This window comes from Archangium lipolyticum (assembly GCF_024623785.1).
Classification (GTDB): Bacteria; Myxococcota; Myxococcia; order Myxococcales; family Myxococcaceae; genus Archangium; species Archangium lipolyticum.
Genome location: NZ_JANKBZ010000014.1, coordinates 66,321 through 92,643, shown reverse-complemented (window position 1 = coordinate 92,643; position 26,323 = coordinate 66,321). Strand labels below are relative to the sequence as shown.

General features: G+C 69.1%; 26 protein-coding genes. 13 read left to right on the top strand and 13 right to left on the bottom strand.

Translation table 11 applies throughout. The annotated features are described in order from the left end of the window. Window position 1: 1 nt before the first annotated feature. Genes NR810_RS27775 through NR810_RS27765 form a run of 3 tightly spaced genes read right to left on the bottom strand, consistent with a single transcriptional unit; the run spans window position 2 to window position 3,092 of the window. Window positions 2-1,204, bottom strand: coding sequence for a DUF4350 domain-containing protein (locus tag NR810_RS27775; protein WP_257456997.1), 1,203 nt, complete (start codon window positions 1,202-1,204; stop codon window positions 2-4). Then, on the bottom strand, window positions 1,201-2,082 hold the full coding sequence (locus NR810_RS27770) for a DUF4129 domain-containing protein (RefSeq protein ID WP_257456996.1): 882 nt from the start codon (window positions 2,080-2,082) through the stop codon (window positions 1,201-1,203). Before NR810_RS27770 ends, NR810_RS27775 begins: the two co-directional genes overlap by 4 nt. Next, on the bottom strand, window positions 2,082-3,092 hold the full coding sequence (locus NR810_RS27765; RefSeq protein WP_257456994.1) for a hypothetical protein: 1,011 nt from the start codon (window positions 3,090-3,092) through the stop codon (window positions 2,082-2,084). The genes NR810_RS27770 and NR810_RS27765 overlap by 1 nt, the downstream gene beginning before the upstream one ends. Before the next feature lie 275 nt (window positions 3,093-3,367). Between NR810_RS27765 and NR810_RS27760 the strand changes: the two genes are divergently transcribed. The 3 genes from NR810_RS27760 (at window position 3,368) to NR810_RS27750 (ending at window position 5,470) form a co-directional block, all read left to right on the top strand. Continuing rightward, window positions 3,368-3,937, top strand: coding sequence for a hypothetical protein (locus tag NR810_RS27760; RefSeq protein ID WP_257456992.1), 570 nt, complete (start codon window positions 3,368-3,370; stop codon window positions 3,935-3,937). Window positions 3,938-4,038: 101 nt separating this feature from the next. After that, complete coding sequence (locus NR810_RS27755; RefSeq protein ID WP_257456990.1) at window positions 4,039-5,049, top strand: dipeptidase; 1,011 nt, start codon at window positions 4,039-4,041, stop codon at window positions 5,047-5,049. Between the two features lie 46 nt (window positions 5,050-5,095). Further along, complete coding sequence (locus NR810_RS27750; protein WP_257456989.1) at window positions 5,096-5,470, top strand: hypothetical protein; 375 nt, start codon at window positions 5,096-5,098, stop codon at window positions 5,468-5,470. 18 nt (window positions 5,471-5,488) lie between these two features. Here the strand turns inward: NR810_RS27750 and NR810_RS27745 are convergent, their stop codons facing one another. The 4 genes from NR810_RS27745 to NR810_RS27730 form a co-directional block, all read right to left on the bottom strand. After that, window positions 5,489-6,040: a hypothetical protein gene (locus tag NR810_RS27745; RefSeq protein WP_257456987.1), complete on the bottom strand. Its 552-nt coding sequence runs from the start codon at window positions 6,038-6,040 to the stop codon at window positions 5,489-5,491. A gap of 125 nt (window positions 6,041-6,165) precedes the next feature. Next, window positions 6,166-7,170: a dioxygenase family protein gene (locus NR810_RS27740; protein WP_257456985.1), complete on the bottom strand. Its 1,005-nt coding sequence runs from the start codon at window positions 7,168-7,170 to the stop codon at window positions 6,166-6,168. A 105-nt stretch (window positions 7,171-7,275) separates the two neighbouring features. Beyond that, complete coding sequence (locus tag NR810_RS27735) at window positions 7,276-8,955, bottom strand: RluA family pseudouridine synthase (RefSeq protein ID WP_257456984.1); 1,680 nt, start codon at window positions 8,953-8,955, stop codon at window positions 7,276-7,278. A 135-nt stretch (window positions 8,956-9,090) separates the two neighbouring features. Then, a complete protein-coding gene (locus NR810_RS27730; RefSeq protein WP_257456982.1) occupies window positions 9,091-9,582 on the bottom strand; it encodes a MarR family winged helix-turn-helix transcriptional regulator in 492 nt (163 codons plus the stop codon). Window positions 9,583-9,657: 75 nt separating this feature from the next. Between NR810_RS27730 and NR810_RS27725 the strand changes: the two genes are divergently transcribed. From NR810_RS27725 to NR810_RS27705, 5 genes are all read left to right on the top strand, one after another. Then, window positions 9,658-10,194 carry an SgcJ/EcaC family oxidoreductase gene (locus NR810_RS27725; RefSeq protein ID WP_257456979.1) on the top strand — a complete coding sequence of 179 codons (537 nt, stop codon included), beginning with the start codon at window positions 9,658-9,660 and terminating at the stop codon, window positions 10,192-10,194. Window positions 10,195-10,246: 52 nt separating this feature from the next. Continuing rightward, window positions 10,247-10,684 carry a hypothetical protein gene (locus NR810_RS27720; protein ID WP_257456969.1) on the top strand — a complete coding sequence of 146 codons (438 nt, stop codon included), beginning with the start codon at window positions 10,247-10,249 and terminating at the stop codon, window positions 10,682-10,684. Next, complete coding sequence (locus NR810_RS27715; RefSeq protein WP_257456967.1) at window positions 10,681-11,091, top strand: ankyrin repeat domain-containing protein; 411 nt, start codon at window positions 10,681-10,683, stop codon at window positions 11,089-11,091. The genes NR810_RS27720 and NR810_RS27715 overlap by 4 nt, the downstream gene beginning before the upstream one ends. Before the next feature lie 75 nt (window positions 11,092-11,166). Next, window positions 11,167-11,940, top strand: a complete 774-nt coding sequence (locus NR810_RS27710) for a dienelactone hydrolase family protein (RefSeq protein ID WP_257456965.1) — start codon at window positions 11,167-11,169, stop codon at window positions 11,938-11,940. Between the two features lie 219 nt (window positions 11,941-12,159). Next, window positions 12,160-13,344: a cytochrome P450 gene (locus tag NR810_RS27705; RefSeq protein WP_257456964.1), complete on the top strand. Its 1,185-nt coding sequence runs from the start codon at window positions 12,160-12,162 to the stop codon at window positions 13,342-13,344. Window positions 13,345-13,471: 127 nt separating this feature from the next. Here NR810_RS27705 and NR810_RS27700 read toward each other — a convergent pair whose 3' ends face one another. Beyond that, entirely contained in the window at window positions 13,472-14,050 is a 579-nt protein-coding gene (locus NR810_RS27700; RefSeq protein WP_257456962.1) for a TetR/AcrR family transcriptional regulator, read from the bottom strand. Between the two features lie 96 nt (window positions 14,051-14,146). Here NR810_RS27700 and NR810_RS27695 point away from each other — a divergent pair, with 96 nt between their 5' ends. Beyond that, window positions 14,147-15,955 (top strand): flavin-containing monooxygenase, encoded by a 1,809-nt coding sequence (locus tag NR810_RS27695; RefSeq protein ID WP_257456959.1) that lies wholly within the window; start codon window positions 14,147-14,149, stop codon window positions 15,953-15,955. A gap of 152 nt (window positions 15,956-16,107) precedes the next feature. On the opposite strand, the gene NR810_RS27690 is transcribed toward NR810_RS27695, so the two are convergent. Both NR810_RS27690 and solA read right to left on the bottom strand, forming a co-directional pair. Further along, window positions 16,108-17,547, bottom strand: coding sequence for a cytochrome B6 (locus NR810_RS27690; RefSeq protein WP_257456957.1), 1,440 nt, complete (start codon window positions 17,545-17,547; stop codon window positions 16,108-16,110). A gap of 178 nt (window positions 17,548-17,725) precedes the next feature. Beyond that, window positions 17,726-18,835 (bottom strand): N-methyl-L-tryptophan oxidase, encoded by a 1,110-nt coding sequence (gene solA / locus NR810_RS27685; protein ID WP_257456955.1) that lies wholly within the window; start codon window positions 18,833-18,835, stop codon window positions 17,726-17,728. A 202-nt stretch (window positions 18,836-19,037) separates the two neighbouring features. On the opposite strand from solA, the gene NR810_RS27680 reads away from it, so the two are divergent. Next, complete coding sequence (locus tag NR810_RS27680; RefSeq protein ID WP_306818564.1) at window positions 19,038-19,271, top strand: mersacidin/lichenicidin family type 2 lantibiotic; 234 nt, start codon at window positions 19,038-19,040, stop codon at window positions 19,269-19,271. Window positions 19,272-19,280: 9 nt separating this feature from the next. Further along, on the top strand, window positions 19,281-20,594 hold the full coding sequence (locus NR810_RS27675) for a glycosyltransferase (RefSeq protein ID WP_257456952.1): 1,314 nt from the start codon (window positions 19,281-19,283) through the stop codon (window positions 20,592-20,594). Window positions 20,595-20,672: 78 nt separating this feature from the next. Here the strand turns inward: NR810_RS27675 and NR810_RS27670 are convergent, their stop codons facing one another. From NR810_RS27670 to pdxR, 3 genes are all read right to left on the bottom strand, one after another. Next, entirely contained in the window at window positions 20,673-22,040 is a 1,368-nt protein-coding gene (locus NR810_RS27670; protein ID WP_257456950.1) for a class II 3-deoxy-7-phosphoheptulonate synthase, read from the bottom strand. Window positions 22,041-22,152: 112 nt separating this feature from the next. Then, window positions 22,153-22,728 carry a dihydrofolate reductase family protein gene (locus tag NR810_RS27665; protein WP_257456947.1) on the bottom strand — a complete coding sequence of 192 codons (576 nt, stop codon included), beginning with the start codon at window positions 22,726-22,728 and terminating at the stop codon, window positions 22,153-22,155. A 28-nt stretch (window positions 22,729-22,756) separates the two neighbouring features. Beyond that, the gene (gene pdxR / locus NR810_RS27660; RefSeq protein WP_257456946.1) at window positions 22,757-24,208 is read right to left on the bottom strand and encodes a MocR-like pyridoxine biosynthesis transcription factor PdxR; all 1,452 of its coding nucleotides are present in this window, start codon (window positions 24,206-24,208) and stop codon (window positions 22,757-22,759) included. A gap of 68 nt (window positions 24,209-24,276) precedes the next feature. On the opposite strand from pdxR, the gene NR810_RS27655 reads away from it, so the two are divergent. Together NR810_RS27655 and NR810_RS27650 are read left to right on the top strand one after the other, a co-directional pair. Beyond that, window positions 24,277-25,095, top strand: coding sequence for an isocitrate lyase/PEP mutase family protein (locus NR810_RS27655; RefSeq protein ID WP_257456944.1), 819 nt, complete (start codon window positions 24,277-24,279; stop codon window positions 25,093-25,095). 275 nt (window positions 25,096-25,370) lie between these two features. Further along, complete coding sequence (locus NR810_RS27650; protein ID WP_257456943.1) at window positions 25,371-26,306, top strand: bestrophin family protein; 936 nt, start codon at window positions 25,371-25,373, stop codon at window positions 26,304-26,306. Window positions 26,307-26,323 lie beyond the last annotated feature (17 nt).

Here is a 26,323-nt window from a genome sequence, read left to right as displayed (position 1 = left end):
TTCACTCCGCGCGTGGATCCGCGGCCGCACGGCCTGTGATGATTTCCTCGATCCTCGCGTATTGGCGCGCCAGGCGAGCGTAATCACCGGGGCGGATGTCGCGTTGGTCCAGGGTGCGGCTCAGGTCCTCCCGGACGGCCAGGTAGTCCGCGGCGGGAAGCCCGCAGGTGTGCTCCAGGGCACGTGCCGCCTCGTCCTCCGGCAGCGTGAGGGGGATGCCCAACCGCTCGTGCATCCGCCGCCGGAGCTGCCGGGCCAGCTCCGGCACCAGCTCGCGCTCCACCTTCGAGCGCCGGGCGAGCCAGCCCAGGGAGCGCACGTACTCCACTGCCGAGCGGTGCTTCTCCACCACGAGCGGACGGGGGGGACCGAAGCGGGTTCCGCGCGACACGGCGTAGAGCAGCCCCACCACCAGGCCCTGGGCCACGAACACCCACAGGGCACGGGCCGACGGCGGCTCCGGCCTGGGCTCCACGCCGTGGTGGTACTCGTCGAACGCGATCGGCCCTCGCGCCGCCAGCGCGTCCCAGAAGCGCAGGTTGTCCAGCAGCTCCAGCCGCCGGTTCTCCGCCAGGTCCACCCCCGCCAGCACGTACACCTCGCCCTGGCCCACCGGCACCCGCCACATCACCGCCGCGCCCTTCGTTCCCGCCAGGGGCACCGCCTCCGGATGCTCCACCACGAGGCCACGATCCAGTGACACCCGGAAGCGCTCCAGCCCTCGCGCCGCGCCCACCGGCACCCAGACGCGCGCCGTCGTCCCCGTGAGATCCTTCTCCCCCTCGGGGAGGCCCTCGGAGCCCGGTGACGACAGCGGGCCCGAGGAGACCTGGAGCCAGTCGTCCAGGTGCGGCTGCTTGCCCTTCGGCTCCCTCGACACGAGGTAGACGAGCGTTCCTCCCCTGGAGACCCACTGGCGGAGGGCATCGGCCTCCTCCTCGGAGACGGACCGCCCCGCTGGCGCCGCCACCACCAGCGTGCGCACGCTCGAGGGAGGTCCCGCTTCTCCAAACGCCTCCCGGGGCGCCGAGACCGGCGCGCCCGACTCCTGGAGATACAGATACAGCGCTCGCAGGCCCTGGGGCCCCGGGTTGTCCACCGAGGGCACCGTCGACTGGGGGGGCGTCTGGTTCACCGCGAGCCCCAGCGCCAGTGCGAGCGCCACCAGCACGCCGTAGATGGCCGCCGTCCTCAAACCCTTCATGCCGCGGCTCCCGCCAGCTCGCGGTGGAGCTGCTCCACCTGGTCCACGAAGCGCGCGGCGTCCTCCGCTGGCACCGGCTCCAGCGAATAGAAGGCCCGGTCGTACCAGCGCACCAGCCGCTCCACCTCGCGCGTGAGCTGCGTGGAGGCCCCCCGCCCGGGCATCTCGCCCACCAGCTCGCGGTTCGTCTTCACGCGATCCGGCCGGGCCAGCCGCTTCGCCTCCAGCGAGGACAGCAGCGCCAGCAGTCCCTCCCGGATGGCCTCGCGTGGCTGGCCCGCCAGCGCCTTCCGGGCCCGCGTCAGGTGCTCACCGGGCGAGTCCAGTACCAGCGCCGCCGCCGGGCCCGTACCGGCTTCCTCCCTCCGCCGCGCGGAGCCCCGCCTCCAGTGGCGCAGGCGCAGCGCCGCGAAGAGCACCACCGCGAACCCCAGCACCAGCACCGCCGTCCGCGTGCCCGTCGCGAAGCTCTGCGCCTCGCTCGTCTGTAGCAGGTCCTCCAGCCACTCCTTCACCGTGCGCACCAGCCGTTGGAGGAGATCTCCCTGGCGATCCCGTGCCAGGGCGAACTCGGGCCGCGAGAGGATCTCTTGCAGCCGGGCTGGCTCGGAGCGGGGCGCGGGGTTCTCCGCGCTCGCGGGGGCCGAGAGCTGCGCGCAGACGCCCTGGAGGCGGCGGGCCGCCGTCCGGGCGCGCTCCTCGGGTGTGTCGTCGTCCGGCGAGCGCAGCGGCAGGCCTCCCCAGCGGTGCTCCAGGGCGTCGAGCCGTGCGTCCAGCGACTCCGGCGCTCGCGTGGCCAGCTCCACGAGCTGCTGGGCTTCCCGTGCATGTCCGTCGCAGGGCACGGCCGCGAGCCACAGCAGCACCCACCCAGGCATCAACGCGCCTCCAGGCGCCGCTCGAGATCCAACCCCTCCCGGCGCACGCGCATGTCCAGATAGAACAAGGCGTAGAAGACGAGCGCCAGCGGGCTGAACACGGCCTGTCCCGCCACCTGGAGCAGCTCGGTGGGAACGAGGATGAGCTGGGGCACCGGGTTGGCCGCCACGGACGCCGGATCGAGCGGATTGCGGTAGGCGAGCTGGACGAGCAGCGCGGGCAGACCGGACAGCAGGCTCACCGCCAGCAGGATGACCGACACCACGGTGACGAGGATCATCGCCCGCACCGTCACGCGCCCGAGGAAGCCCGGCTCCACCCGCCCCGACAGCAGCTGGCCCGAGCGCCGGAAGGCGCTCGCCGCCGACAGGTCCTCCATGGCCACCACCGGGGCCAGCAGCGAGAAGCGCAGCAGGTACCAGAGGATGCCGCCCGCCAGGCCGAGCAGGAGCAGCAGCACGCCCACCCCCAACAGGACACCGCCGGCCAGCCGGGCGCCCGTGCCGCTCGACAGCGCCACCAGACCCGCGCCCGCCCCGGTCACCAGCCCTCCGGGGATCGCCATCAGCAGGTTGGCGCCCACCGCCCACAGCAGCGACAGCATGAAGGCACCGGTGAGCGTCCCGAGCCGCTTCAGCCCGCGCCGCAGGCCCTCCACCGGGCTCACCGTCTCGCCGAGCAGGGTGGGCACCACGTACCGGGACACCACCAGGGTGGACATCCAGTACAGCCAGAAGGTCACGATCATGGCTCCGGTCAGCACCGCGAGGAACCGGGCGTACTCCACCAGCACCGTGGAGGGATCTCCCCGGCCCGCGGCCGCTTCCTGGATGACCTTGAGGTTGCGCTGCATCGCCAGCTGCATGGCCTTGGTGACGATGTAGGTGGCCAGGTTGAAGCCGAGGCTCAGCAGGAACAGGGTCTTGAGGTGCTTGCGCCAGAACGTGGCCGAGCGATCGATGATCTCACCGAGCGCCAGGGGGCGTAGATCCGAGAGAGGGTGGCTCACGGGCCGCAGCATACTGGCGTCATGGATGGGGTGGGGTGAAGACGCTGACCGGACGTGTACGAGGGAGCCTGACCTCCAGTCGCATGGATTGGCGGGATATTCCAGGAATCCAGCCATCTTGAGCAGGCGGGCCGCCGGGCGCTCCCCGTTCGGCCGGCTCCCCCTGTGCCGGTTTTTCATTCCGACAAGCGCTGTGCACCCGCGGGAGGGGCCACCAGTTTCCTGCCACACGCCGGGGAGGCTCCCTCCTCGGTGAGCGACGAAAGGAGCAGCACATGCGGAAGCTCATGACGGCGGTGGTGGCGGTGGCGGGGCTGGGGCTGATGGCGGGCTGCAAGAGCAACAACGTCGAGGAGAAGCGCCAGGACGTGGCCGAGGCGCGCCAGGACGTGGCGCAGGAGCAGCAGAGCGCGCAGCAGGAGGTCGCCGAGGCGCGCCAGGACGCGCAGCAGGACGTGGCCGAGGCCCAGAAGGACCTGACCGACGAGCAGCGCGAGCTGGCCGCGGCCCAGCACGAGCAGCTGAACAACGATGACCAGACGAGCGCCACGGGTGGCAGCGGCGTGGCCAACGCCAAGACCGAGGAGGTGGAGGGCACCATCCAGTCCACCTCCGGCAACACCCTCAAGCTGATCGTCCCGGACAAGAACAACCAGGTCATGCAGTTCCAGGCGAACTCGCAGGTCCGGGTGATGAAGGACGACAAGCCGGTGGCCCTCACGGACCTGAAGGCGGGTGACGAGGTCCGCGCCTCCTACCAGCTGGATGCGAACGGCAAGATGCTCCTCCAGAGCATCGAGGTGGAGAAGCTGAGCGCCCAGCACCCGGGTCAGCAGAAGAAGTAACCTCCTCTTGACGGAGGGAGACGCGGCCTCCGCCTCCGGGCGGGGGCCGCCGTCGTTCCGGAACGCTTGTGGTGGGATGCCGGAGATCCGAGACTGCCACCATGGACACGAGCAAGGTGCTGGAGCTCCACCAACGCTGGTGCATCGCGGACGGGCACGCGGACTCGTTGATGTGGAACCGCGACCTCTGCGAGCGCTCTTCCGAGGGGCACGTGGACTTCCCCCGCCTGCGCGAGGTGGGGATGAAGCTGCAGTGCTTCACCATCGTCACCCGCGGCTTCCCCTTCATCGGCGGCTTCGAGGCCTTCGCCATGTGGCGGGGCTGGCCTCGCGAGGCCCGCGAGAGCGAGTGGACACGCGCCCTCTGGCAGATCGACCGGCTGGCCGACTTCTGCCGCCGCTCCGAGGGGCAGGTGCGCATCACCACCTCGGGACGGGCGCTGGAGGAGAACCTCGCCCAGGGGCGGTTGTCGGCCGTGCTCGGCATCGAGGGGGCCCACGCCATCGAGGGGCAGGTGGAGCGCGTGGCCGAGCTGCACCGCCGGGGCGTGCGCTTCATGGGCCTCACCCACCTGTCCAACAACGAGGCGGGTGGCTCCTCCTTCCCATTGATGGGCAACCGGCCGCTGTCGCCCCTGGGGCACTCGGTGCTGGAGGAGATGGCCCGCGTGGGCATGGGCGTGGACGTGGCCCACGCCTCCGAGCGGACCCTGGAGGACATCCTGGCCCACCCCACGGCGCGCTTCTTCTCCTCGCACACGGGGGTGCGTGGAGCGGGCGGTGGCTGGCGCAACCTCTCCGATGAGGTGCTGCGCCGCATCGCCGAGCGCGGCGGCGTGGTGGGCATCATCCTCGCGCCCGTGTACCTGGGTGGGGACGCCATCGATGACGTCGTGCGGCACATCGAGCATGCCCTGGGGGTGATGGGGGAGGAGGGGGTGGGGATCGGCTCGGACTACGACGGCATGGTGGCCCTGCCCAAGGGCATCCGGGACGTGACGGATCTGCCCAAGCTCACCGAGGCCCTGCTGCGCCGCCACCCGGAGGCGCTCGTGGAGCGCATCCTCGGCGGCAACTTCCGCAGGTACTTCCGCGAGACGCTCGGGGAGTGACTTGGGTTGACCGGGCTCGCCGCGCCTGGAATCGTCCGGCGCCGTGATGAACCGCTCCCTGTTCCTGCTCCCGTTGCTCGGTTCCCTCGTGCTCTCCGCCTGTGGCGTCAAGGCGGGCGACAAGTGCGAGGGTGGTGGTTACACCTGCTCCTCCGAGACAGAGGCTCTCGAGTGCCGCGACAGGGAATGGCGCGCGCTGCCCTGCAAGGGCCCCACCGGATGCACCGAGGATGACCAGACGGTGAGCTGCGACCTGAGGGGGAACGTCGAGGGTGACGCGTGCGCGGCGTCCGCCGAGGGCCGCGGGCTGTGCACGGCCGACGGCAAGGCCGTGCTCGAGTGCCGCATGGGCAAGCTGGTGCAGGTCAAGGCGTGCAGCACGTGCACCATGGACAGCGCCCGCGTCACCTGCCAGCCGTGAGCCGCGCGACCGGGCCGCTCAGCCGTTGACCGGCCCGGTCGTCAGATAGGTGTGCTTGCCCCAGCGTGCTCCGACCTGGCCCCGGTAGTCCGTCAGGGCGGAGAAGACGATGTAGCCCACGCCCGCCAGCACCTGGCCGAGTGCCACCGCGGGCGCCTTCTTCGCGTAGCCGAACAGCCACGGGGTGGCGATGGTCGCGACGCTCCACACGTAGTCGATGGCCTCGTGCACCTCGATGGGCAGCCACTTCCTGAGGCTCAGCCGGTAGTCGGTGACGAGTGACACGCCCGCGCCGGACAGCGCGAGCATCAATCCCGCGACGCGCCCGCGCGACGTGCCGCTGCAAGCCGCCAGAGTGCCGACACCCAGCGCGCCGAGGTAGTCGCCCACGCTGTGGATGTCCTGCGGGATGAGCCGCTTGAGCGGCAGCACCCCGAATAGGGCCTCGCTGGGGAAACCGGCATCCGCACCCCGATGGAAGGCCCGATGGATCGCGTGCTGTACGGAAGGGGGTATGAGCGCATGGGTGTCGTCCTCGCGGGGCGGTTGGACAGTCGTCTCCGTGGCCACGGTGGGTGCTCCTTGTCAGCGTCCTGGATTCAACGCTGTGCACCCCCCCTGGCTCGAACCGTCGAGACGACCGCGGCTGGCCGGAGCTCGAGCGGACGAGCTCCGGACGAACCGGCTCCCTGTGTCTACGGGACGCCCGTGCCGCCATCCGTGCCCGGAGGCGGGCCCATCCCGCCGTCACGGGGGGGACGGATGCCACCGTCTCCCGGCGGGGGACGAATGCCGCCATCTCCACCGCCCGGGGGAGGCCCACCGCCACCACCCGGCATCTGGCACGAGGCGTTGGAGAGCGAGGAACGGATGACGAGGGTCTTCCAGGCCAGCATCGCGCCGTCCGGCATGCGCTGGGTCTGGAACATGTAATCGGGGGCACTCTCCGCGGAGACGACGTTGTCGTTCGCGTTCGTCGTGTCGCGCGGACCCCGCGTGTTGTAGAGCGGCTGGTTGTTGATGACGTCGTCGTTCAGCGCGTCGTCGAAGACGAGCTGGGAGGTCACATACTCGGCGTCGTTGAGCCGGACGGTGAAGTGGATGTGGATCGTCCGGCTGCTGTACCAACCGGGGAAGCAGGTATCGAACTCCACGCGGCCGTTGGCGTCCGTCGTCTGCACGCCGCGGAACCACCTCGCCGAGGTCGCGGTCGGGTCGTCCCCGGTGCAGAAGGTGCTGGCGTCCTCACCCGAGTAGAGACCCTCCGGCGCGGCATGCCAGATGTCGACGCTGGCGCCCGGGACGGGCTTGCAGGACTCGTCCACCACGAGCAGCACGATGCGCACGGGCAGTCCATCGTGGCCCTCGCTGATGTCCTTGCGGACCAGCGTATTGGCGTAGCAGGGCCCCAGGGTGGCCTCGCACGTCAGCTTGCACGTCGAGCCGATGCCCGAGGCGAACGGGTCGGGATAGCTGCTGACCGCCGTCATCGCGGCCGTGCCTCCGGTCGCCCAGAAGCCGGGGTCGGTGATGGTCCCCGCGTCGTTTCCGCCCCCTGGGGTGCCTCCGTCGTTGCCCTCACCGCAGGCGGCGATGAGATGGCCGAGCGGCGCGGCCATCAGGGCGAGGCCGAGCCCGCCGAGGACCTTCCGGCGCGTCACGATCGTGGGTGAAGTGTCGTTCTTGGCGTCGCTGCTCATCCCGATGCCTCCGGGAGCGGCGGGATGCCGCTCCTGTCTTGCCCATGTCGTCGGGCCCGACACTGTCTTCGCGTGGAGACCTTAAGAGAGCCTTAAGCGCTGGATTCAGAATGGCGCCGGCCGCTCGAAGGAGACGCGCTGTCCCGTCTCGGGATGGCGGAAGGAGAGGGACTCCGCGTGCAGGAACAGGCGGCCGTCCTGGCGCCCGTAGAGCCGGTCTCCGACGATGGGCGCGCCGAGCCCGAGGGGATGTGCCGCGTGGACACGCAGCTGGTGTGTCCTCCCGGTGAGGGGAAAGAAGACCACGCGGGTGCGTGTCCCGCTGCGCTCGAGCACCTGCCACTCCGTCACGGCGGACTTTCCGTGCACGGGATCGTGAATCTGCCGGGGCCGATCGTCGAGGTCGACGCGCATGGGGAAGTCGATGGTGCCCCGCTCACCCTGGACATGCCCCTCGACCCAGGCCACGTAGCGCTTGCGGACCTCGCGGTGGAGGAATTGCCGTTGCAGGTCCGCGTGAGTCCTCGGGTCGAGCGCCGCGACGAGCAGTCCCGAGGTGTCCAGGTCGAGCCGGTGCACGAGGAGCGGGCCCGTCGCGTGCGGATACCGGGCGCGCAGCCGGGCGAGCACCGAGTCCGTCACGGAGGTGTCCCTCGCGGGCACGGAGAGCAGACCGTGGGGCTTGTCGACGACGACGATCCACGCGTCCTCGAAGACGACGGACAGTCCCTCGGTCGCGACGGCTGGCGGGGAGAAGGCCCGTGGGGGCGAGACCTGCAGGCCGTCCAGCATGAACGGGAGGAGGGGAGCGCACTTGTCGCGGCAGGCGGGATAGAACTCGCCGGTCACGCGTCCCCCCGCGGGTGGCGGAGCGCCCCACCAGAACTCGGCGAGCGCCAGCGGACGCAGGCCATGCGTGAGGGCATGGGCGAGGAGCTTCGGGGCCGCACAGTCGGCGGCGCCCGAGGGGGGCTCTCCGGGGGCGAACAGGGCGCGCAGGGGTCGGCGCTCACCGAGCGCATTGGGGACCCGGTAGGTGTCGTGGATGCGCTTCATGAGCGCGCGACAGACGATCCATCGCAAGCGATCGAGGGCCCGGAGACGCCGCTCGAGCCGTGCTCGCTTCGGCTCGATGGCCAGGCGCTCCGCGTCCTGAGCCGCCTCCAACCGGCGCAGCTCCGCCTTGTCGCCCCGGCTCTCCTGGTCGAGTGAGTGGAGGGCCGCGCGCTTCTCCGCCTCCGTGAGCGTGTCCGACGCCGAGATCTCGGCCCGCCGCGCGTGACGCCGCTTCTTTCTTTCTTCGTGCCGGGCGCGCAGCGCCGTCCGTTCTCCGGTGTGGCGCACCTGCTGTGCTTCATGGGCGGCCCGGACCTCGACGAGCTCCGGCGAGCTCTGGAACGCCTCGGCGCGGGCGAGCAGTGCCTTCACCACGGCTTCACCCGAGGGCTCCACCTGTGCGCGTGCCTCGCGATCGAAGAGCGGTGGGACGAAGCCCGGGACCTCCCATCGCCCGGCGAGCATGCCGGAGAAGGATCGGAGATACCCGATGCGCCCGTCGGGCTGCTGGACGACCAGCACGCCGAGCATCTTGCCGCCCTCCGGGCCTTCGAGCGTCGAGGCAGGGATCCCTGGCGCGACGAAGCCCGTCCGGAGCTCCGCCTGCATCGCCTCCGCGGCCCGGCGCGCCAGGACATGGGGGCCGAGCTCATCGAAGGGGCTCGGGAAGGCTCCGGCGACGTCGCGGGGGGCTGGCTGCGGCTCGAAGGGGGTGATCCACGTCTCCACGGCTCCCCGGTAACACGAAACCGTGGATTGTGCTCCCAGTGGACGCTGTCCTTTGCGCACACGGGGAAGGCATTCTCTGGCAGCGGCTGCAGCCGGGGCCGCTCGGTGGGCGTCCGGAACACCCCCTACCGGCGTTCACGTTCCGGTCTTCAGCCGGGTGGCGACATGCTGCAGCACCTGCGTGGTGCGATCCATGAAGTCACGGATCGTCTCCAACTGGGGGGCACTGTAGTTCGACGTGACCTCGGTCATCGAGCGGGCCAGATCCTCCATCGCCTGGCCGATGTCACGTTCCATCTTCGGGCTGGAGATGGGTTGGAGGATGACCTTCCTGCGGTCATTCGGGTCCCGCTCCCGCCGGACGAGTCCCGCCCGTTCGAGCCGGTCCAGCACCTGCGTCGTTGCCGCGGTCGACATCCCGGTCAGCTCCGCGAGCCGGCCCGCGGTCATCGGACCGGACTCGTTCAAGATGGCCACGCACTTGAAGTCGGTGACGTTCATCCCGAGCCGCTCGGCCAGCGCTGAGTGGAACAGCACCACCGCGCTGCTGAACGTATTGGCGAGTCTGTCGCAAAGCTCCTGCTCCAACCTGGCGCGTCTGGAGGTCCCGGATGTATCGGCTGGCATGACTTGACCTTAGCTCAGAGGGTTGGTATCTAAAAAACTTAGCTAAATCGGTGAGCGAATTGAGGGGGTATGAGCGTGAGTCCTGAGCATTCCGTGGTGACGTCCGAAATCTCCGCTGACGAGGCCGCTGTCCTGGCGCTCCTGCGGCAACTTCATGACGCCTGGGGGAGGGGAGACGCCGATGGGTTCGCGGCGCTGTTCACGGAAGATGCCGATTACGTGGTGTTCGACGGCTCGCGCTTGAAGGGCCGTGAGGAGATCGCGGAGAGTCACAGGCCTCTGTTCGAGCGGTTCATGAAGGGCTCTCGCCTGGTGGGTGAGCCCCCCTCGGTGCGTTTGCTGACTCCAGGGGTGGCTGTCGTCCACGGCAAGGGGGCGATCCTCATGGCGCGCCAGAAGCGCCCCTCTCGTAGACGGTTGTCCGTCCAGACGCTCGTCGCCGTCAAGCAGGAGGGTCGATGGCGCTTCACCGCGTTCCAGAACACGCGCTACAACCCATTCGCGCAGACCCTCCTGGGGAGATTGTTGCTACTCCTGTCTCCCAAGGGGCCCGCGTCAGTGACCTCGCCCGCCATACCGGCCCGGGCTCGTGATGGCGCGAGCCCGTCTTGATCAGGATATCGAGCCCGCCGTGGCGCTCCACCCATGTTAGCGTTTCGCCCGCATGGCGGATCTCGAAGCGGTCCTGGACGTGTTCTACGCGGGCGATGCTGAGGCCCTCGAGCGGCTGCTGCGCGCCGAACGATCGCTGCTGCATGCGCGCGTGACGTCAGCCGAGGGCCACTACCGCGGCTACTTCCATGAGGCGACGTTGTTGCACCATGTCGCTGGCAATCCGTTCATCCGGCCACTGCCGGCGGCGACGACGGAGCTCGCCCGACTCGTCCTCGAGCTCGGCGCCGAGGTCGACGCCGCCACGCGGCCTGGGCCCGCGCAGCCCGATGACATCGGGTGGAGCACTCTCGGCCTCGTGGCAACCAGCGATGCCGCCCGACGAGCCGGCCATCAGAGGCCGTTGCTCGAGCTGCTGCTCGCGCGCGGCGCCGACATCGACTTCCGCAACGGCGGGCCGCTGAGCGCGGCGCCCGGTACGACTTCGTGACCGCGGCGGGGCTCGGCCGCATCGACTTGATGGCGCGGTTCGTGCGCGATGACGGGACGCTCGCGCCGGACGCGCATGCCCTGGTTCACTACAGCCAGGTGCGCGACCGCCCCTCCTCACACGCCGACATCCTGGGTCTCGCGCTGGTCTTCGCGAGCATGGGTGGCAACCGGGACGCGGCGGCGTGGCTCCTCGACCACGGAGCCAGCGTGCACGCGCGACCGCCGTTCGATCACGTCGCGACACCGCTCCATTGGGCCGCGCTGCGCGGGCACGTCGAGGTCGTGTCGCTCCTCCTCGACCGGGGCGCGGACCGCGCGGTGCGCGACACGTCATTCAATGACACGCCCCAGGGGTGGGCCGAGCACGCGGGACATCGGGCCGTGGCAGCGCTCGTCGCGCTCTAGCGCTTCGAAGGCTTGGCCGGCGGCCGGGCCTCGGGAATAGTGGTGGCCTCAACGAAGCTCCTGGGGAGGAGAACCATGGACGACCATTCCAACCGGGCCGGCGACGAGGAGCACGACGTCGAGATCAAGACCCCTGCCGGCACGGCCGACGCCGCCTTCTTCCACCCGTCGGGCAACGGCCCGTGGCCGGGCGTGTTGCTGTGGCCGGACGCCTTCGGCCTGCGCCCCGCCATGCGCGACATGGGCCGGCGGCTGGCGGCCGAGGGCTACGCCGTTCTTGTGCCCAACCCCTTCTACCGCACTCGCAAGGCGCCGGTGTTCTCGCGGCCGATGGACTTCGCCGTCCCCGCCGAGCGCGAGGAGATCATGAAGTTCGTGGGCACGCTGAACCAGGACACCGTCTTCACCGACGGCGGCGCCTTCCTGGCCTGGCTGGACCAGCAGCCGCAGGTGAACAAGCGCGCCAAGATCGGGGTGCAGGGCTACTGCATGGGCGGGCCGCTGACCGTCCGCACCGCCTCGCTGTCGGAGCGGGTGGGCGCGGGGGCCTCGTTCCACGGCGGCGGCCTGGTCACCCAGGCGCCTGATAGCCCCCACCTGCTGGCCCCGAAGATCAAGGCCGAGATGCTGATCGCCGTCGCCGCCAACGACGACGAGCGCGACCCGCAGGCCAAGGTCAAGCTCAAGGAGGCATTCGACGCCGCCAAGGTGAAAAACAAGATCGAGGTCTACAACGGCGCCCGGCACGGCTGGTGCGTGAAGGACATGGCCGGCGGCATCTACAACGAGGCCGCGGCCGAGAAGGCCTGGGCCGAGCTGCTGGCGCTCTACAAGCGCGCCCTGGTCTGATCGGGACCAGCGTTTGAGACGACGGCCGCGGGGGGAGACCTCTGCGGCCGTTTTGCTTTCGGGGGGCGCCAATCAGGACGCCTCTCTCACAGTAAGCTCACTGCCCGTATGTCCAAAGCCAGCACCTCCTCCGGACTTGGGTCCGATTACAACCCGCTCGACTCTCCTCAGCTCGAGAATCCTCACCCGTTCCTTGCACGCGCACGGCGAGAGGAGCCGGTGTTCTTCAGCCCCTTGCTCGGGTCGTGGGTGGTGACGCGCCATGCGGACATCAGCGCCGTGGTCGCCGATACCGACCGCTTCTCGTCCGCCGAGTCCATCACGGTGGGGGCCGCGACGATTCCGCGGGAGGTTGTCTCCACGCTGGTGGACGGCTACCCCCTGGTGCCGAGCCTCGTCGACAACGATCCGCCAGCGCATACGCGCTTCCGGGGCCTCGTCAGCAAGGCCTTCACCGGGCGGCGCCTCGCGGAGAAGGAGCCCTTCATCCGTGCCCTCGTGGACGAGCTCATCAGCGCGTTCATCCAGGAGGGACGAGCGGACCTGTTCCTCCGGTTCGCCCATCCGCTGTCGTCCAGCATCATCGCGGAGATCCTCGGGATCCCCCGCGCGGACATCAGCAGGTTCCGGCGCTGGTCCGACGATCTGTCCACGGTCCTGGCGGCGCATGGCCCCGTCGATCACCAGGTCGCGTGCGCTCGAGGAGTGGTCGACTTCCAGCGCTACCTGGCCGCGGCGCTCGAGGAGCGGAAGACCTCTCCCCGGGAGGACCTGCTGAGCGACATCATCACCGAGGGCCAGGGGATGACGCCGCCGATGAGCATGGCGGAGCTCGTGAGCCTGCTGATGCAGGTACACTTCGCGGGTCACGAGACGACGGCGGGCCTCATCGTGGGGGCGGTGGAGTTGTTGCTCAACAATCCGGAGCAGTTGCATGCACTCCGGGACAATCCGGCCCTCACCGCGGGCGCCGTCGAGGAGGCGGTGCGGATGGTCTCCCCCGTGCATGCCATGTTCCGCACCGCACGGGAGGACGTGGAGATCGGGGGCATCCCGATTCCAAAGGGCGCCCACATCCGGCTCGTCTACGCCTCGGCCAACCGGGACGAGCACAGGTTCCACGCGCCGGAGTGCTTCGATATCCGGAGGTCTGACGTCAAGAAGCACCTCGCCTTCGGCCAGGGCCTCCATTTCTGCATCGGCGCACCGCTCGCACGGCTCGAGGCGCGTCTGGCGCTCGAGGCGCTGCTCCGGCGTCTCCCAGGTCTCCGGCTCGTGCCAGGGCAGAAGCCGGGTTTCCTGAAGAGCGTCACCGTCCGGAGACACGAGCGCCTCGAGGTGACATGGGACGCCCCCGGGCTCGATGGGCTCGGAAACCGCGGGAGCGGGTGGCAGCCGAGCTGAAAACCACTTTCGCCAGTCATCATGCCGCGGAGCTCTCGCTGGCCGAGGCGCTACGGCTCGACATGATCGCCGTCGGACGTGCGCTCCCGCCGCGCAGCCTGTCCTGAAGGTCCAGGCAGGCGAGCGCTCAGACGGTGCCTTCGTCGACAATGGCCTGGGTCTCCGCCTCCAGCCAGCGGCGGGTGGCGGTGAGGCGTGCCCCGGAGAGCGCCTGGATGGGCAGCAGCTTCCAAGCGGTGAGGAAGCCGTTCCAGAGGATGCTGAGCCGCGCCGCACGGCCCTCGCCGTCCGGGGGTCCCAGCCACCGGGCCAGCGGGGTGATCACCTTTGTCTGGAGGAACTCGACGCTCGCCGCATGCGCCTCGGGGTCGGCCGCCGAGAGGAGCATCATCAGCAGTGGGCCCGGTGCGTCCGGCCAGTCGAAGAAGGCCGCCACCATGTCCTTGCCGAAGCGGCTCCGGTCTCCCTGGAGTGCCGGGGTGATGTCGATCACCTCCAGCGTCGCCCGGTACAGCCCCAGCTTCGAGCCGAAGTAGCGGCCGACGAGCGCGGAGTTCACCCCGGCGAGCTCCGCCACCTCACGCACGCCGGTCTGGGCGTAGCCCCGCGTGGAGAACAGGGTTCGGGCGGCGGTGAGGATCGCATCGCGAGTGCGCTCGGCATCTCGCTGGCGCCCCGGCCTCTTGGGTTCGGAAGGGTCAGACATGTACACCGCCGTTTACTTAGGACGGCAAATGGGTTATGTCCAGGATGTACACGGCCGTGTACATGCGCCGCGGCTGTCGGGTCGAAAGGATTGCGGATGATTGCGTCGAAGAAGGATGAGCTCTCTTTTTCTCCGGAAGCGTTGAAGGAGAAGTACCGGCTCGAGCGTGAGAAGCGGCTGCGTGCGGATGGCAACGCCCAGTACCGCGACCTCAGCGGCATCTACGCGGACTTTGACAAGGACCCCTACGTCGAGCCCGGCTTCACGCGTCCGGCGCTGACGGAGAAGATCGACGTGCTCATCGTTGGCGGTGGCTTTGGCGGCATGCTGGCGGCGGTGCGGCTGCGCCAGGCCGGCGTCCACTCCATCCGCATCGTCGAGAAGGGCGGCGACTTCGGCGGCACCTGGTACTGGAACCGCTATCCGGGCGCCGCCTGCGACGTGGAGTCCTATATCTACCTGCCGCTGCTGGAGGAGACCGGCTACATCCCCAAGGAGAAGTACGCCAAGGCGCCGGAGATCTTCGCCCACTGCCAGCGGATCGGCCGGCAGTTCGACCTCTACAAGGCGGCGCTCTTCCAGACGCAGATCGAGCGGATGGATTGGGACGAGAACGCCCGGCGCTGGAACGTCACGACCACCCGGGACGACAAGCTCGCGGCGCGGTTCGTGATCATCGCCGGTGGCATCATGCACAAGGCGAAGCTGCCCGGCATCCCGGGCATCGAGACCTTCAAGGGCCACAGCTTCCACACCAGCCGGTGGGACTATGCCTATACCGGCGGCGGCCCCACGGGCGGCATGACCCGGTTGGCCGACAAGCGCGTGGGCATCATCGGGACGGGCGCGACCGCGGTCCAGGTGGTCCCCCAGCTCGGTGCTTCGGCCAAACAGTTGTACGTCTTCCAGCGCACGCCCTCGGGCGTCGGGGTGCGGGCCAACCAGCCCACCGACGAGGCCTGGGTGAAGACGCTCAAGCCCGGCTGGCAGGCGGAGCGCATCCGCAACTTCACCGCGCTCGTCTCCGGTCTCCAGCAGGAGGTGGACCTGGTGCGGGACGGGTGGACCTCTCTCTTCGATGCTTCCGAGACCCGCCGTGCCAGGAGCCCCGAGGAGGCGGTCGAAATCCACCAGCTGTCCAACTTGCGCAAGATGGAGGAGATCCGCGCGCGGGTGGCCTCCATCGTCAAGGATCCGGTGACGGCCGAGGCGCTCAAGCCCTACTACGACCCGCTGTGCAAGCGGCCCTGCTTCCATGATGAGTACCTGGACACGTTCAACCGCCCCAACGTCCAGCTCGTGGATACCGACGGCAAGGGCGTGGAGCGCATCACCCCCAACGGCGTGGTGGTGAAGGGCAAGGAATACGAGGTCGACTGCCTCGTCTACGCCTCGGGCTTCGAGGTCACGGGCGACTACACCCGCAAGTTGGGCTTCGACATCCGCGGGCGCGGCGGCAGGTCCTTGAGCGACGCCTGGGCCGACGGCCCGTCGACGCTCCACGGCGTGACCAGCCGCGGCTATCCGAACCTCCTGATGATCGGTCTCATCCAGAGCAGCTGGGCGATCAACTTCGTCCACATCCTCGAGGAGTTGGCGCGGCACGCCGCCTACATCGTCGATCAGAGCCTGAAGCGGGGCGTCGAGACGGTCGAACCGACGGAGCAGGCGCAGGAGCAGTGGTGGGGGCGGATCCTCGTCAGCCTCCAGAAGGGCCACGTCTTCGGTGGTGCCGAATGCACGCCCGGCTACATCAACAACGAGGGGGCCACGCCTCCCCCGAGCTTGATTCGCAGCGCGGGTTACGGGGGCGGCACGCTCGAGTTCATCGACATCCTGGAGAACTGGCGCAAGTCCGATGAGCTCCCGGGCCTGGAGCTCACCCGGGCAGGCAGCAACCCGTGATGTGACGCGATTCCTCTCCAAGACCCTGGCGGCCGGGCTGCTGCGGGTGAAACGTGGCTCGGGCCGTCAGTGACCTCGCCCGCCTTACCGGCCCGGGCTCGTGATGGCGCGAGCCCGTCTTCAGGATGTCGGGCCCGCCGTGGTGCTCCACCTCAGAGCGCTCGCATGTAGTGGACGAGCGCTTCCTTCTCGCGGGGCTCCAGCTTGAGGCCCAGGACGAGGTTGAAGAACTCCACCGAGTCCTCGAGCGTCAGCAGGCGTCCGTCGTGCAGGTAGGGAGGCGAATCCTTGATCCCCCGGAGCGTGAACGCCTTGATGGGTCCATCGGCGTGGATGGCCTGGTCGTTGATCGTCTGCTGCTTGAAGAATCGCTCGACCTTGAGGTCGTGCATGTTGTTGTCGAGAAAGAAGGGCGGCGGGTGGCAGGTCGCGCACTGCCCCTTCTCGAAGAAGACCTTCTCGCCCAGCTTCTCCATGTCCGTGGCCAGTGCCGGATCGAGGCGGCCCGTGGGCAGGAGCTTGGGAGCTGGCGGGAAGTCGAACATGTTCTGCATCTGGGCCATCATCGCCACCTGGGTGGGGCGGTCGGGCTCGTTCACGCCCTTCTTGGCGGCATCCGCGATGTCTCCGTTGAAATAGGCGGTGCGTTGCTCGAACTCGGTGAAATCCTCGATGGAGCGCAGAGAGCGCTTCGAGCCGTGGATCTGCTGGTTGAACACCCCCCGGAGGCTGACCGTGTCGAGCCGGAAGCGCGCGGCCTGAGGCCGGGTGTCCGGGTTCAGGTGGAAGGCTCCGTTCGTGTGGCCATTCACGTGACAGTCCAGGCAGGTGACGCCCAGGCTTCCCTCGGCCACCTTCCGGGCGTCGGTCGCGTTGAACTCCGCCTGCGGGAACGGCGTGAGGAGCTGCCGGAGGCCATCCATCTGAACGGGGGTGAGCTTGCCGTTCATGATCTCGAAGAAGTTGCGGATGGTGAGGACCTTGCCCTGGGAGACGTCACCCAGCTCGGGTCGCTGCGAGAGGAAGATGGGCGGCGGGAACTCGGGCAGGAGGTGCTCGGGGAGATCGAAATCGACGTCGAAGCGCTCGAGCGAGCGGCCTTCCTGCTTGCGGATCTCGTCGATCTCCATCTTCGGAAACACCTGCCCCCCCACGGCGTGCTTGACATGAGGCAGTGGAAGGAAGCCCTGCGGGAAGAGGCCCTTCTCGCGGATCTCGTCTGGGCGCATGGCTGCGAGCTGCTCCCAGGTCACTCCATTCGGGAGCTTGACGCGGATCCCCTCCTGCACGGCCTTGCGGCCGCCCGCCATCATGGATTTCGCGGGCCGGTTGGAGAGGTCGTATCGGGCCTCGAGGAGCGCCTGCTGGCGGCGCATGACCCCGGCCTTCTCCTTCATGTCGCGGGCCATGACGGCCTGGAAGCTCTCCTCGGCCACTACTGGAATCGTGTACGTCTGGTCGCCTGTGTCCTTGGGTGTAGGCGTCTTGAGACCACCCGGCTTGGGATCCTTGGCCGACTGCGCGAAGGCACAGCCCAAGGACAGCAGGACAGCGACCGAGGCGAGGACGGTGTGACGAAAAGTCCGAGGCATTCGTGGGCTCTCTTCCCTTTGGAAAGGGACCGGACCCTACGCGCGCCGGCTTCAGCGCTTCTGGGCTCCGGGTGAGCGCTTTCGGAGCGTGTCAATCCCACGACATCCCGTGGGAGTCTCTCGTTTCCCAGATGACGCCCGACGCGATGCGCCCGAGCGAGAGGCCGCCTCCAATCGCTTACAGGGCGAAGCGCGAGAGCTCCCACGGCACCTTCCGGTCCGTGGCCATCCAGGCAGCGATGCGTCCGAGCAACACGGTGAACTTGAAACCGTGCCCGCTCAGTCCTCCCACGAGGGTGACGCGGGGCTCGCCCGGCAGGTGGTCCACCACGAAGTCGCTGTCCGGCGTCATCGTGTAGAGGCAGACCTTCTCGTGGGCAGTGCGCGACGACAGCCCGGGCAGGTGCCCGGCGCAATAGCGTCGGAGGGGCTCCCGGTCCTCCTCGTGGAGCGTCCGGTCCACCTGGTCGGGGTCCGTGGGCGTGCCCGGCATGTGCCATGCGACCTTCACGCCGGGCGATTGCCCATCGTGCGGGAAGCCATAGAAGTTCGTCGCGAGATCGATCCACACCGGGAACCGCTCCGCGCCGAAGTCCGCCAGTGGAACCTCCGGCTCGAAGTGGCAATACACCTGCCGGGTCACGGTGAAGGGCAGGGCGACGAAGGGGGCGAGCAGTCGAGCGGTCCACGGCCCCGCCGTCACCACCAGCCGGTCGACGTCGAGCGCTTCGCCGCCAGCCAATGTGAGCCGGATGCCCCCCGGGCGGGGCTCGAGACCTTCCACGGGAGTGCGGGAGCGGACCCGGGCCCCGTGCGCGGTTGCCAGTCGGAGGTTGGCTCGCACACATGCCGAGGCTCGGAGAAACCCAGCCTCCCGCTCGAACACGCCGGCCTCTCCGGGCAGGAGCTGGAGCCGTGGGAACCTCCGCGCGCACGTGCCGGGCTCCAGCTCCTCGAAGGGGACTCCGTTGTCCTTCAACGCGCGCCGGACGGCGGCCAGCTCCGGGTGGTCCTCGGGGCCGAAGAACAGCCCTCCGGTGCGCGCGAACAGGGATTCGCCCGCCTCGCGTTCGAGCTCGTCCCAGAGCGGGTACGCCTCGCCCATCAACGTCGTGTAGAAGCCATCGGTGTACGTCTTCCGGATGATGCGCGAGGTCCCGTACGAACTGCCCCGGTCGTGGTCGGTCTCGAATTGTTCGAGCACCGTGACCTCGTGTCCCTCGCGCGCGAGGAACCGCGCCGCCGCGCTCCCCACCCCACCTGCTCCGAGCACCGCGATGCGTGTCATTCACCACCTCTGGATGGGAGTTGCTCTCTTCTTTGCCTCCGGGGATGTCGCCCCCGAGACACCTGGCCCCGGTTCTGGCCGCCCTGGCGCGCCCCGACTTCGTGAACGAACGCATCCTCCGTAAACGCGGATCCTGCTGCGCTCCTGCCAATGGCAATGTCACGAAGGGCGCCCACGCACTCTATCCAGTCGGAGGCGTTTCATGAAAAAGGACATGGTCATCCGTGCATGGAAGGATCCGCGGTACCGAGCGTCGCTGCCAGCCGGGCAACGGGCAGCCCTCCCCGAGTCGCCGTCCGGCAGGCCCCTGACAGAGCTCGGAGAGCGCGAGCTGCATGAAACCGTGGGAGGCCTGGAGTTGCCGGTGACTGAACCGGTCTTCTGCTGCATCCTGACGTTGAATTGCAGCTTGAACTCCTGCCCGCAGGAGTTCTGAGCGCGGTGCTTGCTGGTTCCGCTCGAACCTTCGGCGGCTCTTCCTTCTGCTGAAAAATCGCGTCACACCTGCCACCTTTGTCCTCTGTCTTTCGATGCGTCCAAGGTGGGCGCGGAACGGAGAACGACGGTGCGGGTACTTCTGTCAGGAATCGGAACGCGCGGTGACGTGCAACCCATCGTGGCGTTGGCGGTGGAGCTGCGGGCACGCGGTCACGCTGTGCGGCTCTGTGTGCCGCCCAACTTCCTCGACTGGGTCAGGGGCTTCGGCTTCGACGCGACGCCGATCGGCATCGCGATGCGTGAGCCCCGAGGCGGGTCGGCGGGAACAGCGCCGACCCCGGAGCAGATGCGCGAGCTGGTCCGACACCTGGTGACCAACCAGTTCGACGTGATCGCGTCGGCCGTGGAGGGATGCGAGATGCTCGTCGGCGGAGGGGCGCACCAATACGCTGTCCGTTCCATTGCCGAGTCGCGAGGGCTCCCCTGCGTTGTTGCTCTTTACGCCCCGGTGGTGCTTCCGTCGCCGGACCACGCGCCGGATGGAGAGCCCGGGGGAGACCCGGTTGCGAACATGCAGCGATGGGCGGACGAGTCGCGGGCGTGGAATCAGCGATTTCTCGAGCTCGTGAACGACAACCGGCGCCGGCTGGGGCTCGCCCCGCTGAGCGAGTTGCGCAACCACGTCCTTTCCGATGAGCCGTGGCTCGCGGCCGACCCCACGTTGGGGCCGCTGCCCAGCACACCGGGGATGCGCGTCGTGCAGACCGGTGCCTGGCTCCTCGAGGACGAGGCGCCGCTGGAGCCGGCGCTGGAGGAGTTCCTCGCGGCCGGCGCGCCGCCGGTCTACGTCGGCTTCGGCAGCATGCCCGCTGATCAGGCCGCGGGCCGCACCGTCGTCGAGGCCGTGCGGTCGGTCGGCCGCCGTGTGGTGCTGTCGCGAGGATGGGCCGGGCTGGGCCTGATCGACGACGCGGACGATGTGATCGCGATCGGCGATGTGAACCAACAGACGTTGTTCCCACGCCTCGCGGCGGTGGTGCACCACGGGGGAGCGGGGACCACGACGACGGCCGCTCGGGCCGGCGTACCGCAGGTGCTCGTCCCGATGTTCTCCGATCAGCCGTACTGGGGTTCCCGGGTTCGTGCACTGGGGCTGGGAGCATCCGTCCCGCGCGCCGAACTCAGCGTCGACTCAGTGGCCTCCGCTCTGCGCGTCGCCCTCGAGCCACGAGTCGCAGACCGTGCCGCGGCGCTGGCCGGCGACGTGAAAGGCGATGGCGCCGCGGTGGCCGCCCGTCTCCTCGAGCGCGAGTACGCATGAGAACGTACCGTCCAGGCGTGTGCCCGAAGGGAGCTGCACGGCCTGTCCACCGGTGACACGCGCGTGAGCGGTTGTGGCTCAGGACCGGGGTGCGCGGGGCAGGCTGCTCATGCGCCGGGCGAGGCGGAAGCTCATCTCCAGGGCCTGGCGGTAGTTGAGCCGCGGATCGCACAGCGTGGCGTAGTTGCGCTCCAGATCCTTCTCGGTAATGCCGACGGCACCGCCCATGCACTCGGTGACGTCCTCGCCGGTGAGCTCGAAGTGCACCCCGCCCAGGTAGGAGCCGAGCTGCTCGTGCACGTCGAAGCTGCGCTCCACCTCGTGCAGGACGTCATCGAAGTTGCGCGTCTTGATGCCGGAGGAGGTGCTCACGGTGTTGCCGTGCATCGGGTCGCACACCCAGAGCACGAGCCGGCCCGCCCGCCGCATGGCCTCCACCACCGGGGGCAGCGCGTCCGCCACCTTCTGGGCGCCCATGCGGGTGATGAGCACGAGCTTGCCCGGCTCGTTGTCGGGGTTGAGCTGCTCGGCCAGCCGGACGGCGTCCGCGGGGGACACGCTGGGGCCCAGCTTCACGCCCACCGGGTTGCGGATGCCGCGGAAGAACTCCACGTGCGCGCCGTCCAGGGCCCGGGTGCGCTCGCCAATCCACGGCAGGTGCGTCGTCAGGTCGTACCAGCCCTGGCGCCACGGCACCTGACGCGTCTGGGCCGACTCGTAATGGAGGTTGAGGCCCTCATGGCTGGTGTAGAAGTCCACGCGGGTGAGGTCCGCCACGGTGCGCTCGCCCAGGGCCTCCATGAAACGCAGGGCCTCGCTGAGCTTGCGGGTGGTCTGCTCGTACTCCTCGCGCAGCTCGCCCGGCACGGCGGCCTGCCGGAAGAAGCTCAGGTCCCAGTACTCGGGGTGGTGCACGTCCGCGAAACCACCGTCGCTCAGCGAGCGCACGAAGTTGAGCGTCATCGCCGCGTGGTGGTAGCAGGCCAGCATCAGCCGGGGATCCGCCCGCCGCGCCTCGGGGGTGAACTCCGGCCGGTTGACGAGGTCCCCGAAGTAGCTGGGCAGCTCCACGCCCCCGCGCGTCTCGGTGGGCTTGGAGCGTGGCTTGGCGTACTGGCCGGCGATGCGCCCCACCCGGATGACGGGCCGGTGCCCTCCGTGGATGAGCACCAGCGACATCTGCAGGATGATCTTCTGCCGGTTGGTGATGATGTCCGGACGGCAGTCGGAGAGCGACTCGGCGCAGTCCCCGCCCTGCAGCAGGAAGCGGCGGCCCTGCTGGGCCTCCGCCAGCAGCTCGCGCAGGCGCTCCACCTCCCAGGAGGTGACCAGCGGAGGCAGCCGGCCGAGCTCCGCGACGACCTCCTCCACCTCCTTCTGCTCCTCATAGTGGACGTCTTGGGTGATGGGCTTCGTCTTCCAGGAAGTGGGGGACCAGGTGCTCATGCAGAGGTCAAGAATATCACACCGAGCGCATGAACCGCGGCCGTATCAGCTCTTCCCCTGGCCCCTGAGGGGAGCGCGGCCTGCTGAGCAGGCGCGTGCTCCGGGATGTGGCTCAGCGGACGCGTGAGTAGTACAGGACCGCGTTGCCCCCGGGGAAGGTCTTCACGTCGTCGAGGTTGAAGTTCGTCGGTGAGAACCGGGAGCCGAAGGCGGTGCGGCCCGCGCCAGCGACAACGGGATACAGCTTCACGACGAGGCGGTCGATCTCGTCGAGGAGCTGCCCGGCCAGCTCCCCACCTCCCGCGAGGTAGATGTCGAGCGCCGATTCCTCGCGCTTGAGCGCCCGGACCGTCTCCACCGCGTCGCCGTTCACGATCCTGACGTTCGGGTCACGTGGCTCGAGGGTGCGGGAAAACACGTACTGGCGCAGGTGCGCGTACGGACTCGTGATGCCGAGCTTGAGCGCGGGGTCGTAGGTGCGCCTGCCCATGACGATCGTGTCGAAGTGCCGGTTGGGTGCGCCGTCGATGCCGAGGTGCCGACGGACGTGGGTCGGAAGCGCATCGGGATACTCGGTCGCCATCCAGCGCATGTACTCGTCGGAGCCCGGATAGAAGTCGACTTCGTCGTTGGGGCCGGCGATGAATCCGTCGATCGAGAGAGCGATGTAGTAGACGAGCTTGCGCACGCGACTGTCCTTTCCCTGAATAACGCACTCAAAGTAACTTTGAAGGAGCCCGGCGAGCCAGCTCGATGGCTCGAGAGAGCCGGGACACCGCCTCCCTCGCGCGAGGAGCGGGCAGGGTGGTGAACCCGAGCAGCAATCCATCGAGCCGACCCTTCTCGGGGCTGAGCTGGTAGCTCGACAGCGGTCCTGGCGCGAGGCCTAGCGAACCGGCGTGTGTGACCACCGCATCGTCACGGACACTGCTCAGGCGTGCCAGCAGATGTAGCCCACCCGTCGTGGGCTCGAGCTGGAGATAGGGAGAGGAGAGCTCGTCGAGCGCACGCAGCAGCGCGGTCCGGCGCTCCGCATAGAGGTTGCGCATGCGCCGCAGGTGACGTGCGAAGTGCCCTTCACTCAGGAAGTCGGCGGCCGCGCGCTGTATCGCGAGGGGCGGGGCTGGCTGCAGCAGGTTGGCGACGCGGGCGAGCGCGTCGCGTGCCCTGTCCGGCACGACGAGGAAACCGAGGCGCAGCGTGGGGAACATCGACTTGCTGAAGGTCCCCGCGTAGAGCACCCGGCCCTGGTCATCGAGGCTCTTGAGGGCGGGGAGCGGCGCCGAGTCGTACTGGAACTCCCCGTCGTAGTCGTCCTCGACGATCCATCCGTCCGCGCTCCGAGCCCAGGCCAGGAGGGCGAGCCTGCGAGGCAGTGAGAGCGTCATGCCCAGAGGCATCTGGTGGCCTGGCGTCACGAACGCGAACCTGGCGCGCGGGGCGAGGGCTACGCCCCTTGCGACGTCGAGCCCTTCGTCATCGACCGGCACGGCGGCGAGCCGCAACCCCGCGAGCGAGAGCGCCATGCGCGCCCGGTGGTAGCCCGGATCTTCAATCCAGGCCTGGTCTGCCGGGCTGGAGAGTGCGCGAGCAATCAGGCCGAGCGCACCGTGGTAGCCGCCGGTGATCAGGACCTGGTCCGGATGGGCGATGACGCCACGTGCGACCGCCAGGTGGGTAGCGATGGCCTCGCGCAGGGAACTGTCACCACTGGCGTCGGAGTGGGCGAGGTCCATGGCCCGAGCGCCGCGAGCATGACGACCCAGCAGCCGCGACCAGGTCGCGATGGGGAATGCGTCGACTCCGGGGATGCCGATCTGGAAGGGGTGAAGCACCGCGCGGGCCCGAGTCTCGGCACGTCGAGGCTTCGGCGGGGCCGTTGAGGCTCCGCGAGGCGTGAGTGGGAGCGGGCTCGTGACGAACGTGCCGGCTGCTCCCCGTGTGACGAGGAACCCCTCGACGATGAGGCGCGCGTACGCGACATCCACCGTGCCTCGAGAGACGCGGAGTTCCAGGGCCATTGCTCGCGCCGAGGGGAGCCGGGTGCCCGGGGTCAGTGTCCCGGCGAGGATGGCCTCTCGGAGCCGATCGTAGAGCTGCACGTGGAGGGGTCGGTCACCCCGCCGCCGCGAGATCGAGGGATGAAGCATGGCTCCACGAGTGCTCATGATGGCCTGGTCATTTTCATCTTTCTTGGCCCTTTCTCTACTCCATCGTGGGCCTATCCTGTTGCGCCATGACCACTGAATCCCTGGCTTCCGCGGACGCAGCGCGGTTCCGAGCACTCCATGCGCCAGGCCAGCTCCTCATCCTGGCCAACGCTTGGGACGCGGTCAGCGCGCGGCTGATCGAATCCATTGGTGGTACCGCCATCGCCACCAGCAGTGCCGCGATGGCCTGGGCGCATGGAGCTCCCGATGGCGAGCGCCTTCCGTTCGACCGGCTGCTCGCCGCGACTCGCGACATCGTCCGCGCGGTGCATGTCCCGGTCAGCGTCGACTTCGAGCGAGGCTACAGCACGAGCCCGGTGGAAGTGGCCGACGCCATCTGCCGGCTCTCGGAGGTGGGCGTCGTCGGCGTGAACCTCGAGGATGGCGCCGAGCCGCCCGAGTTGCTGGCCGCGAAGCTGTCGGCATCACGGGAGGCGCTCCGGCGCGAGGGACGAGACGTGTTCCTGAATGCGCGCACCGATGTGATCTTGCGTCGCAGGGTGTCAGGCCCCCAGGCACTCGACGAGGTGGTGCGGCGCGCGAGGCGCTACGTGGACGCGGGCTGCGATGGTGTCTTCGTGCCAGGCTCCTTGACGGCCGAGGAGCTGGCTCGAGTCGTCGAGGAAGTGCGAGTCCCGCTCAATGTCTGGGCCGCACCGACGTTGCCCCCGCTCGAGCAGCTCCGGGCGATCGGTGTACGCCGGGTGAGCGTGGGGCCCCGCCTCGTGCTGACGGCGCTCTCGGCCGTCAGACGGGACGCGGAGCAGGTGCTCGCGGGGCGGTGGGCTCCTGCACCCGAGGGAGCGACACCGACCTACGCCGAGCTCAATGCCTGGTTCGGGTGAGCGCCTCGCATCGAGGCTCGAGCCAGCCAGGCTCCGCACTTCCGGTACGGCCTCCGGGCCCTCCAAAAATGGCCTGAAAAATCATTTTGGGGATGTCGGTGCACAACCCTGCTCTTCTCGGCCAGCCCGTGGTGGACCGGCCTGATGTCGACGTCCGGGTGGGACACCCGCACTGATGCTCACCGTGCAGAGAAAGTGACGGGCCGCGCGTCTCCGATACGGGGGCGCACGGCGCGCTTGCGAGCGGCGGGGAATTGGAGCAGGAGGGACCGGCCGTGATTGTCCGTCCCCGCCCCAGTGCCCTGAAGCTCCTCTTTGTCGTGCGCGGCACCATCCTGCCGCGCGTCCTGCCCCACGTGATGGGTATCGCGGCGCTGTCCTGCCTCGTCGTCTGGACGCACCAGGAGGGCCACCTGCGGCTCTCGGTGACCTCGCCCGCGCCCCTGTCGCTGCTCGGCATCGCGCTGTCCATCTTCCTCGGGTTCCGGAACAACGCCTGCTACGACCGCTGGTGGGAGGCCAGGAAGCAGTGGGGCGCGCTGCTCATCGAACTGCGCGCGTTCTCACACCAGGCCATCGCGCTGCTGGACGACGGGGACGCCGAGGTGCCCGTCGTGGGGCGGCAGGCGGCGCGGCGGCTGATTCACCGGAACATCGCCTTCGCGCATGCGCTCGCCGCGCACCTGCGCGGGCATGACGCCCGGGAGGACATCTCCCGCTTCGTCGCGGAGCCGGAGCGCTCGCGCGTGCTGACCAGTGGAAATCGGCCCAGCGCGCTGCTGCGCGAGCACGAGGTCGAGCTGGCCGCGCTGCGGCGGGAGGGCCGGCTCTCCGACATCGCGTGGGGCTCGCTGGCCGCGCGGGTCCACGCGTTGATGGGCGTGCTCTGCGCCTGCGAGCGCATCCGCTTCACGCCGCTGCCCTTCGCGTACACGGTGCTGCTCCACCGCACCGCGTACCTCTTCTGCCTGCTGCTGCCCTTCGGCCTCGCGGAGGCCCTGGGCTGGTTCACGCCGGTGCTCGCGGCGATGATTGCCTACACCTTCTTCGGCCTGGACTGGCTGGGCGACGAGTTGGAGGAGCCCTTCGGCACGGCTCCCAACGACCTGCCGCTGCTCGCACTGGCCCGGACGGCGGAAATCAACCTGTGCGAGGCGCTGGGCGAGCCGCAGCCCGAGCCGCTGCGCCCCGTGGACTTCATCCTCCCGTAGGCGCCGGGCCGCTCACT